The organism is Sphingomonas sp. CCH10-B3 (genome assembly GCF_001556185.1).
Lineage (GTDB): Bacteria > Pseudomonadota > Alphaproteobacteria > Sphingomonadales > Sphingomonadaceae > Sphingomonas > Sphingomonas aquatica.
The window spans coordinates 1-5326 of sequence record NZ_LSIJ01000081.1; the positions used below are offsets into that span (position 1 = coordinate 1).

A 5326-nucleotide genomic window follows, 5' to 3' on the forward strand; every position below is an offset into this window, starting at 1 on the left:
ACCCTCCTTAAATCACAACCTCAAATCTGTGCCATTGGTGCTGACGGGGGACACTTTGACTACTCGCGACGCCGCGGGTCAGAGATTCTCACCGAGCGCCATGAGCGCGGTGCGGTCAAGGTCGAGCGTGATGTGCTCATTGCCGCGATCAAGCAGTACAACTGGAATGAGCACCAGAAGGAATGCCTTGCCCGGGTTCCGGCAGAGGATCCCGATGCGGTTCTCAAGGAGAGCCTCAAGAGCCGCACTCGCCGCGGACTTCACCAACCCTACAGGCTGGCTGGTGTCCCGTTCCCTTGGCGCCTCGAGCAGAGCCACGCGATGTTCATCGGCACCACTGGAGCAGGCAAGACAACCGAGCTCAAGAAGATCGTCACACAGGCGCGCGCGCGGGGCCATCGGTGCGTCATCTTCGACCTCACCGGGACCTTCGTCGAGAGCTTCTACGAAGAGACCACCGACTTCATTCTCAATCCGATGGATCAGCGTTGCCAACCCTGGTCGATCTTCAACGATTGCGACAACTATGCCGAGTTCATGAGTGCCGCCAGCGCGCTGGTCCCGAGCGGCCGCAATGCGGACGATGATTTCTGGCAGAAGTCGGCCCGCACAATCTTTGTCGAAATGTGCATGAAGATGATCAAGCTCGGCATCCGCTCGAACGGCGGGCTTGCCTACTTCCTGATGCACGCCGACCTCAAAACAATCAGCCGCTATCTCGAAGGAACTATCGCAGCTCCGTTGATGTCGCCGTCAGCTGCAAAAATGGCCGAAGCGATCCGGGCAACCTTCAATGCGAACGCCAACGTATTCCGCTTCTTGCCTGAGCCGGCCAACGGTCAGCCCGGCTTCTCGATCAACAAGTGGATGACCGAGGATGTGAAGGAAGGATCGATCCTTTTCATCACGTCGACCCACCCAGACCTTGTGCTTAATCGGCCGCTGCTGACCTTGTGGATGGACATTGCCGTCAACGCTCTGTTTCGCATGGGCCGGACCCGCAATCTGCGCACCTGGTTTCTCATTGACGAAGTCCATGCGCTCCATCGTCTGCCCGCCATCGAGAACGGCCTTCAGACCGCCCGAGGGGTCGGCGGTGCCTTCATTCTGGGAATGCATTCCTTCGGTGCCTTGCAGGACACTTACGGGGAGAATGGCGCGACGCATCTCACGTCTCTCGCTGGCACCAAACTGATCCTTAAACTGGCCGATCCGGCCACTGCCCAGCGCTGCTCGGAGTTCATTGGCCGGCGCGAGGTCAGGCAGATGGATGAGGCCTATTCCTATGGCTACAACAGCAACCGGGATGCTTCGACGATCACACCGCGCACCCAGGTGGCCGAACTCGTCTTCCCGGACGACATTTCCAACCTTCCGTCGATGCACGGCTTTGTGAAGTTCCCGGACGGATTTCCGGCAGCCCGGATCGAGCTCAGTTGGAAAGATTACAAGGCGCGCGCGCCCGGTTTCGTTCGTGTCACGGATATGCGCGCGGCAGACTATGTTCCAACGCCCGAGGAAGCCGCAGAGATGTTGATGAGGGCAGGTGAGGAGAGCGGTCCGGACAGGCAGCCGCAGCGGTCTGAAAAGCCCGTCGATGCGGAGCGCACCGATGCCGAGCAGGAAGCGGAAAGGCTGCGCGAGGAGATCGAGCGATCGGTCGAACGAACCGTCGAAGAGGCTGAGCGAATTCTGCGCGAACAGCGCAAGGAGGAAGAGAGCGCTGGGCCACCGACGCGCGATCACGACCCCCACAGCGCCTTCAAGTTCAGCAAGTCTGGCGAGAAGGACAGACGCGAGAGGCAGCAATTCGCTTTGAAGGATGTCGAGGAGCGATCTGGTCTCACGCGGAACCGTACTGAACAGCTGCGCGACAAGGATGCGCGGGATGCGGGCCAGGAGAGCGAGATCCAGCGTGAAAACATCCATGGCTTCGGGGCCGAGGACAAGCGCCGCGCAGAGCCTTCGATTGATGACGATCAGGAGCCGGAACGATGACGGTTCACATCACTGTCCGGAAGCCGGCACCAGCATCCTGCGTTGCCTTCGGCCTACGGCTGCGGACGCTGCGAGCGGCGCTTTCCAAGACGCAGGGCGAGTTCGCCTCGGACCTTGGAATCGCGGTGAAGACGGTCAAGAATTATGAAGGCGGTCACAGGGATCCGCCAGCCACTCTCGTCGCGCTTGTCTGCATCAAATTCACTGTCGATCCAGCCTGGCTTCTGCTGGGCGATGCCGCTCGTCCAATGTTCCAGTCAACGCCTCGGGAAGGGGCCTGACATGCTTTCGGTCGCATCAGTGGGATCGGCAGGAGGCGCAGCCAACTATTTCGCCAAGGATGACTACTATGTTGGCGATGGCCCGGCTGAGCTCAGCGAGTGGGGCGGGAAGGGTGCCGAGGCTCTCGGGCTCAAGGGGCAGGTCTCGAAGGACGACTTCGAGAAGCTGCTCGACGGCAAGCTTCCCGACGGGAGCATCGTCAATACCAATGCCAACCGCCGCGCCGGGATCGACCTGACTTTCTCGATGCCGAAGTCGGCTAGTCTGATGATCCAGTTGGGGGGCGACAAGCGCGTTCTGGAGGCGCAAGCCAGTGCGGTCAAATCTGTCATGGCCTATCTGGAAAAGCACTTCGCAGAAGCGCGGGACTATTCCCGGAATGGCAATGGCGAACCGGTCAGGACCGGCAACCTCGTCTACGCGCTCTTCCAGCACGATACGAGCCGCAAACTCGACCCGCAGAACCACACCCATGCCGTGATAGCCGCGATGACGCAGGACAAGGCGGGCAAGTGGAAGGCGCTCTGGAACGGCGAGATCTGGAAGAACAATTCGGTCCTAGGCTCAATCTATAACGCGGCCCTGCGCAGCAACCTCGAGAAGCTGGGATACCAGACAGAGATTACCGGCAAGCACGGCCAGTTCGAGATCAAGGGTGTGCCGCGCGATGTCATCGATGCCTTCAGCCAGAGGCGTCAGGACATTCTGGCAACCGCGGAGAGGTTGGGTCGCAGTCCGACCGAAACCGAAGCGATGCGCGAGATCACCAAGCGGACCCGCGATCCCAAGCTCAATCCCGACGACAAGCAGGCGCTCAAGGCAGAATGGGCGCGGCGCGCGGAAGGTCTTGGTTTCGACGCCAAGGCCCTTGCCGAACAGGCTATGTCGCGCTCGCAGCTGTCGGCCGAAGCCAAGCTTGGCACCGCCGAGCGCGTGCGCGAGGCGATCAACGACATTCGCGCGAATGCCCGAATCTATACGCGTCCGGCTGACGAACTCACGACTAATGGCCTGGCGCGGACCCTGCTGACCCCAAGACAGCTGCGCACTGAGATGGCAACCGCTTCGGCCATTCGCATGATTGGCGAGCGGGAAACCTCGTGGACGCGAGCCGAGCTCGTGAAAAGCGCGCTCGACCTTGGCCTCAAGGGCGTAACCGCCGAAGGTGTCGAAGCCCGAATGCAGCGGCTGCTGGAGGGCGGCCAGGTGCTCGCAGGCAAAAGCACCCGGATCGATGGGGTGCCTGATCGGTATACCACGCCCGAACACCGAATGATCGAGCGCTCGACACTCGACAACGTGGCGCGAGGGAAGGGGGCCAGTCCAGCCATGATTGCGATGGGCGAGGCCCCGGCACGCCTGCGAGAGGCTGCCGGCGACAAACCACTCAACGTTGAGCAGATCGCCGCTGGCACCTTGGCGCTCGGGAGTGACGACCGCACGGTGGTGATCCAAGGGGTCGCGGGCGCCGGCAAGACGACACTCATTTCCGCCATCGCCAGCGTCTCCCATCAGGAGGGCAGGGAGGTGATCGGCCTTGCCTTTGCCAACAAGATGGTAAGCGACCTCCGGAACGATACCCAGCTTCGCGGTCGCGGCGGCGAAGTGCTGCAAGCGGGGATCGCAGCGCAGACGGTCTCCTCGTTCATCAACCAGCATTTGCGCGGTGCGCTCCATGGGTCAGGGCCGCAGTTCGAGGCCTCGCGCAACGCGGTCGCAGGCAAGGTTCTCATCCTTGATGAAGCCTCGCTCGTTGCCAACAAGCCGATGAACGACCTTCTCACCATCGCCAACCGGCTCGGCGCCGAGAAGGTCATTATGGTGGGCGACAAGGCGCAGCTGCTCTCGATCGAGGCGGGCAAAGCCTTTGCGCTCATCCAGGCGGACAATCCGGCCATGGCCCGGCTCGACACCAGCCTGCGCCAGCGGACACCCCACATGCAGGAAGCCGCCGGCCTTGCGAGGGCTGGCCAGTTCAGGGAGAGCTTTGCTTCGCTTGGGGAGCGCGTGATCGAGGCGGGGCATGATCATCTTCGGGTCACGGCGCAAACCTGGCTAGCGCTGTCGCCGGAAGATCGGGCGCGCACAGCGATATACTCTGCTGGGCGCGATGCACGCGGCGCGCTCAACCGGATGGTGCAGGAGGGGCTGAAAGCCGAAGGAGCGCTGAAGGGCGAGGGCATACAGCTGACGACACTGCTACCGGCCCACGCGACACGCGAAGAGCTGCGCTATGCCAACACTTACGACAAGGGCCAGGTTCTCGAGGTCATGCGTGCCAACGCTCCGGGGGGGCTGGCGTGCGGGCGCTATGACGTTGAAGGCACCGATGGTCAGGGGAGGGTGGTGCTACGCGATGCACAGGGCAAGCTGAAGCGCTTCGACCCTTCCAGCATCGACCCGGCTGACAAGCGCGATGCCCTGCGACTTTCAGAGAAGCACCGGGAGACGATCTACGAAGGTGACAAGGTCCGCTGGAACGAAAAGGACACCGCTCGCGGCCTGATGAAGTCCGAAGAGGCCCGGATTCTGATGATCCAGGACGGGGTCGTAACGGTCGAGAACCGCCAAGGTGACACCATCGAGCTCAAGCAGAACGACCGGATGCTCGAGCGCATGGGTCTCGCCTATGCGCTGAACATGCATCAGGCGCAGGGCGATACCCGTGACATGGCGATCGGCGAGATGCACTCGGCCGCTCGCAACCTTTCCAACCAGCGCCTTGCACTTGTGATGATGACCCGCGTGCGTGACGACATCACGATCGTCACCAACGACAAGGACCGTCTGCTCAGTCAGATTGAGCGCAACCCCGGCGACAAGACCAGCGCGCTAGAGACCCTTGGCGAGAAGCAGGTCGATGAGGGCAAGGGAAAGCGTACGTCCGCTGAATTCAGCCCGAAGATCCCCGAACACCTGCGCGCCGGTAGAGACAGCCTCGCGCCGCTTCCCAATGTGGCAAGGGACAGCCTGCGGTCAGTACCTCAGATCTGTCCCCCGTCAGCACCAATGGCACAGATTTGAGGTTGTGATTTAAGGAGGGTTG

3 protein-coding genes are annotated in these 5326 nt (G+C 61.7%); all 3 read left to right on the top strand.

Annotation, left to right across the window (positions count from 1 at the left end; all coding sequences use genetic code 11):
- The coding region (locus AX672_RS13000; protein WP_168727479.1) for a type IV secretion system DNA-binding domain-containing protein at positions 1 to 1998 on the top strand (1998 nt) is incomplete at its 5' end.
- Positions 1995 to 2279 carry a helix-turn-helix domain-containing protein gene (locus AX672_RS18660; RefSeq protein WP_052241798.1) on the top strand — a complete coding sequence of 95 codons (285 nt, stop codon included), beginning with the start codon at positions 1995 to 1997 and terminating at the stop codon, positions 2277 to 2279. The genes AX672_RS13000 and AX672_RS18660, both read left to right, overlap by 4 nt.
- Before the next feature lies 1 nt (position 2280).
- The gene (gene mobF / locus AX672_RS13010) at positions 2281 to 5304 is read left to right on the top strand and encodes a MobF family relaxase (protein WP_066651983.1); all 3024 of its coding nucleotides are present in this window, start codon (positions 2281 to 2283) and stop codon (positions 5302 to 5304) included.
- Positions 5305 to 5326: the final 22 nt, after the last annotated feature.